The sequence below is a fragment of the Petrotoga halophila DSM 16923 genome (assembly GCF_002924615.1).
The window spans coordinates 1-5,221 of the sequence record NZ_JALY01000146.1 but is presented as its reverse complement, the minus strand read 5'-3'; the positions used below and the strand labels follow the sequence as shown (position 1 = coordinate 5,221).

Annotated in this window: 6 protein-coding genes; 1 reads left to right on the top strand and 5 read right to left on the bottom strand. The window is 33.3% G+C overall.

Translation table 11 applies throughout. The features are described from left to right. The first annotated feature begins 108 nt into the window (after positions 1 to 108). Entirely contained in the window at positions 109 to 1,218 is a 1,110-nt protein-coding gene (locus tag AA81_RS07265; RefSeq protein WP_103898677.1) for an alanyl-tRNA editing protein, read from the top strand. 34 nt (positions 1,219 to 1,252) lie between these two features. Here AA81_RS07265 and AA81_RS07260 read toward each other — a convergent pair whose 3' ends face one another. The 5 genes from AA81_RS07260 to AA81_RS07240 form a co-directional block, all read right to left on the bottom strand. Next, on the bottom strand, positions 1,253 to 1,936 hold the full coding sequence (locus AA81_RS07260; protein WP_169999668.1) for a thioredoxin family protein: 684 nt from the start codon (positions 1,934 to 1,936) through the stop codon (positions 1,253 to 1,255). A 16-nt stretch (positions 1,937 to 1,952) separates the two neighbouring features. Beyond that, on the bottom strand, positions 1,953 to 2,636 hold the full coding sequence (locus AA81_RS07255; RefSeq protein ID WP_103898675.1) for a cytochrome c biogenesis CcdA family protein: 684 nt from the start codon (positions 2,634 to 2,636) through the stop codon (positions 1,953 to 1,955). Between the two features lie 333 nt (positions 2,637 to 2,969). After that, on the bottom strand, positions 2,970 to 3,854 hold the full coding sequence (locus AA81_RS07250) for a glycoside hydrolase family 130 protein (RefSeq protein ID WP_103898674.1): 885 nt from the start codon (positions 3,852 to 3,854) through the stop codon (positions 2,970 to 2,972). A 40-nt stretch (positions 3,855 to 3,894) separates the two neighbouring features. Beyond that, complete coding sequence (locus tag AA81_RS07245) at positions 3,895 to 4,725, bottom strand: carbohydrate ABC transporter permease (RefSeq protein WP_103898673.1); 831 nt, start codon at positions 4,723 to 4,725, stop codon at positions 3,895 to 3,897. Continuing rightward, positions 4,722 to 5,221, bottom strand: a 500-nt coding sequence (locus AA81_RS07240) for a carbohydrate ABC transporter permease (RefSeq protein WP_146050357.1), incomplete at its 5' end; no start/stop codon positions are given. The genes AA81_RS07240 and AA81_RS07245, both read right to left, overlap by 4 nt.

The window sequence follows — 5,221 nt, the reverse complement described above, 5'->3', positions numbered from 1 at the left end:
TAAACAGCGCTGAAATAGCTGGGTTGGGAGCGGGGCGAAATCTTTTTCTCTTCCTTATGGGGCGCTATATATAAAGTTTTAGGCTAAGAGCAAAAGGAGGCTTTAAATTTGAGCGAAAAAGTAAAAATAATTAATGTAATAAAACAAAGAGATAAGTATTTTGCTACTATAGAGAATAATCCATTTTATCCTGATGGGAAAGGGGGGCAACTTGGAGATAGGGGTAAAATTGATACTGCTGAAGTTTTAAGTACCACAGAAACAGGTATTGTATTAAACAAACATTTAAACCCAGGTGAATATTTTTATGAAATAGATGAAAAAAGAAGAATTGATATAGCTCAGCAACATACTGCACAACATATATTATCGGCTGCTTTTGAAAGAATAGCTTCATTAAAAACCGTTAGTTTCAAGATGGGTGAAGAATATTCTACTATAGATTTGGATGGGCAGGATATTGAGGAAGAAGTGTTGAATAAAGCCCAAGAACTTTCAAACGATATAATTTCTAAGTGCATAGAAGTGGAAGAAATAGTTACGGATAAAGAACGAGCCCAGAAATACAATTTAAGAAAACCTCTAAGTGATAAAGTAAATGGTGAAGTAAGGCTGATAAAAATCGATGATTTTGATATATCTGCTTGTGGTGGTTTCCATGTAAAAAACACAGGAAACATCAATCTTTTAAAGATAACAAATACAGAAAGATTGAAAGGGAATTTAACAAGGGCTTATTTTTTAGCAGGTCTTAGAGCCATTAAGGATTATTCACAAAAAGATTCGATTTTAAAAAACATTTCTGCTATCTTGACATCGGGATTGTATGATTTAGAAAACAAAGTAGAAAGTCTATTAAATGAAAACAAAGATTATAAGAATCGTATTAAAAAGTTAGCAGAAAAAAATGCCAGTTATCTCGCAAAAGATTTAATCGAAAAGCCGGTGGTTGTGAATAAAAATAGAATAGTTTACCATAAAAAAGAGGATGAAACAGCGGATTTTTTACACAAATACGTCGATTTAAAAGCTTATACACTCATTATTGAGGATGAAAAGAACAAAACCTTTTCTATTTTCTCAAAAAATATTAATTGTAAAGAGCTTATAGACAAATTAAAAATGAATAACAACATTAAAGGTGGCGGAAGCGAAGTAAGAGGTAACATAAGCGGGGATATAAAATTCGAAGACATTCTCAAAATATTAGAAAAATAGCCCATGATTGGGCTATTTTTCAGAAATAAACCTTCTAATTCTTAGATTCAAAGATTTTCACGTAAAAATTTTCTAAGTTTTGTTCGTTTGTATTGTTTTGAAGTAAAACTATATTTGTATATGGATCATAATTTTTGCCAGGTTCATATACTTTGGAATTCGGGTCCAAGTCTAACAATCTTTCGATATCATCTTTTGATAAATGAACGGTTTTTGGAAGAATATGGATTTCTTTTCCTATTCCATCTTCAATAAATTTATCGAGACTAATCTCTTCATTTTTTTCATAAGAGATATATTTTAGGATATCTATAAATATCTCAGCAGGATACCCACCTGTAATTGCTCCAAAAGGGTTTTGTTGTGCGTCGAAGAAGATGAAGGTTGGTGTGTATCTTGCACCAAAGGCATAAAATAACTGACCATAATTATATTCTTCTCCTTGAAATGTGGCTTTTTCAGTTGTAGGATAGATTTCTACAAAAACAAATTCTGTGCGTAGCCATTTTTGAATCTCTTCGTCCAACAATGTTGTTTCTTTGAATTGAGTACACACTGGACACGTAGGTGATGAAAACATAACTACAACTTTTTTGTTTGTTAATTCGGCAACTTCGAAAGCGTCATTGAAATTTTCAAAAATAAATTCATCTAATGGAACAGAAAATATTGTAATTACTGATAATAGAAATAACATTGCAACGAAAAATTTTTTCATAAAACACACCTCCATTTTATATTACACTTATACTGTTAAAAATCCCAAAGGAAACCATAGTACCCACTACCATAAGCAAAACCCCCCCAATAATTCTCAAGGATTTTTGCCATTTAGGTTCTCCTAAGGTTACTTTAGATAATATTTTACTAACGATACCACTAAAGAATAGAAACGGGATGGAAATACCCAGAGAATAAACAAAAAGTAAGAGAGCACCTCTCATTGCTTCTCCTGTGGTCGTTGCTAAGGTAAGAATCGAAGCCAATATTGGGCTTGCACACGGGATCCATACTAAAGAAATTAAAATCCCAATTAAAAAGGCGGAAAAAAAGGAATTATTTTTATTGTATTTTCTTAGGTCTATATTCTTTGCAGAAATCAAACTTTTATTCATCAAAAACAGAAATCCAAATAATATTATTAATATTCCAGCAACTATGTTAATAACGCTTTGGTACCTTGCAAGCATCATACCAATACTACCAGAAATACTACCTAACAAAGCAAAAAAGAGAGAAAGACCAAGAAAAAAACCCAAACTCCTTTTGATGACCAAACGAGTGTTTGAGATATCAGGGATCACCAATGCAAAAAAAACGGGTATTAAAGGAAAAACACAGGGGCTAAAAAATGATAATAACCCACCAGAAAACGCAGTTAAAAAACTAACAGAATTTGTAATGGCAAGTGAATTCATAGTGTTAACTCCTTTGCTAAAATTATTAAAGTTAACAATACCCCGCTAAGGTATTTTAATTATATCATATTATTAGGAATTTTAGCAACAAAGATCTGGATAAGGATTTCTTGAAGAAGTAATAACGTTATTTACTCAAGGAAAGCAACAGGTAATTAGATGAAAAAACTAGTAGAAGGCTTCTCGGACATATTGTACACAATAAAGATAAGATAACAATCGATAAAGAAAAGATGTTAAAAAATGTGGAATTTCTCTTTTTAAAAAGGTATCAATAGAACTTTTTAGGCAGGAAGTAGATGATTAATTCAACCACCTCCTACCTAAAAAAGTTCACTTCTTTATCCAGTCGAAAACTTCTTTTTTTGAAATAGTAGCCAAAGCTATGTAGTTATCAGCTCCACCGTAGTAAACATAGTATTGATCACCATATTCAACCAATGCATCTGAGAATACAACGTTTGGAACTCCTCCGAAAATCTCCCACTTTTCCTGAGGTTCCAAAATAGGTTCTTCTGTTCTTTTTAATACCTTTGTTGGATCTTTTAAATCTAAGAGCATAAAGCCCAACCTGTAGATAGGCCTGATATCTTCTTGAACGCCATGATACAAAAACAGCCAACCATAAGGGGTTTTTAAAGGTGGGCCACCTGCTCCGATCTTTAAGTTATCCCAATAATCTTTTCTTGGAGAAGCAATTTTTACATAATTGTCCCAATGTATTAAATCATCAGAATATGCAAACCAAATATCTGGTTCCAACCTATGAATTAAGATATATTTTCCATTAACTTTTTCTGGGAACAAGGCAGCATCTTTATTAGGACTTTCTGGTAAAATAGTTCCGTATCTTTCCCACATAAAGAAATTCTCTGTGGAGGCTAAGGATATTTTAACATTTTTCGGAGAATAAGCTGTGTAACACATATAATATTTTCCGTTTATATACGTTACTCTTGGATCTTCGACACCGTATAATTCCGATAAATCTGAGGGTTCAAATACAGGTTTTTCCATTCTATTAAAGTGTAGGCCATCCAAACTTACGGCATAGCCAATTCGAGAAACCATATCTTCTCCTTGGGCGCGGTACAACATATGAAAAATTTTCCCGTCATAAACTACGGCAGGATTAAAAACAAACCTAGATTCCCACGAATGCATTGGATTTGGACCAAACAACGGGTTTAACAAATGCCTTTTCAACCTCAAATTCAATATATATCCCTTCCTTATAACTACAGTTTTTTAATTGTGATTATTTCAAAGACATTGAAATTCCTTGCAAAAACGCCTTTCTGAAGATAATGAAGATGAGCACCATTGGTAAAGTTTGAATTACCGAACCTGCCATTACTGGTCCAATATACGCTCCGTATTCATGATTAAAACTTGCCAGCAACACAGAAAGAGGCATTTTATAATAGTCCTGAATAACAATGAGTGGCCACATGAAATTATCCCATACTCCGATGAAAGTGAATAGCCCAACAATGGCCATAACTGAATTGTTTAAAGGTAACATAATTCGAAAAATAATAAACATATCAGAGGCTCCGTCCATTTTTGCAGCTTCGATGTAGTCGTTTGGTGTCCCTCTAAAGCTTTGAGTCATCATAAAAATGCCCCAACCGCTCATAATAAAAGGAACGATTAAAGCTGCCAACGAATTCAACAGATGCATGTTTCGCATTAATATATATAAAGGGATGGTAAACATGAATCCGGGAAACACCATTTGAAAAATAATAAAATTAAATATCCCATCTCTTGCCTTAAATCTATATTTTGACAAGGCGAAAGAAATTATAGCAGATGTTATTATAACACATACTGTAACGGTGACAGACACAAATAAACTTATAAAAAATGCCCTTATAAACGGTCTATTCATTCTTTCGGCACTTTCTAGTATAAATCTAAAATGTTCTAAAGTGAACCTCGTTGGTAGGAATCTGGTATAGATTTCAGCAGAGGGTTTTACCGATGCCAAGAATAGCCATGCATAGGGGTATAACCAGATTAGTGATAAAAAAAACATCACTATATGAAGAATTACATTTCCAGATTGTATTTTTTTATTTGTCATACTAAATCAACTTCTCTCTCCATAGTTTTCCTTATTACCCAAATCATTCCAAAGCTTATGATAGCTACAAACACTGCCATTGTGGCTGCGTAAGTTGGGTCCATTCTTTGGAATGCTGTAGTAATCATATGCATCATCGGGGTTAAAGTACTTCTCATTGGCCCACCCCCGGTTATCATATAAGGTTCTGTGAATATTCCAAAAGCCAAAGTAATAGCCAATACCAAGACCATTATTATAGAAGGATTTAATAGTGGCAATGTAATTCTAAAAAACTTTGTAAGACTTCCTGCTCCGTCTAACTCTGCTGCTTCATATAAAGATTTTGGTATAGCGGTTAACCCGGCATATAGTATTAAGCCATAATAACCAATGAATTTCCAAATAACAATCAACGCAATGGAAAACATCGCCCATTGTGGGCTTGTAAACCAAGGAATAGTGATACCAAAAAGACTATTTAGGGCTTTGTTTACTGGTCCATTGACAGAAAAAA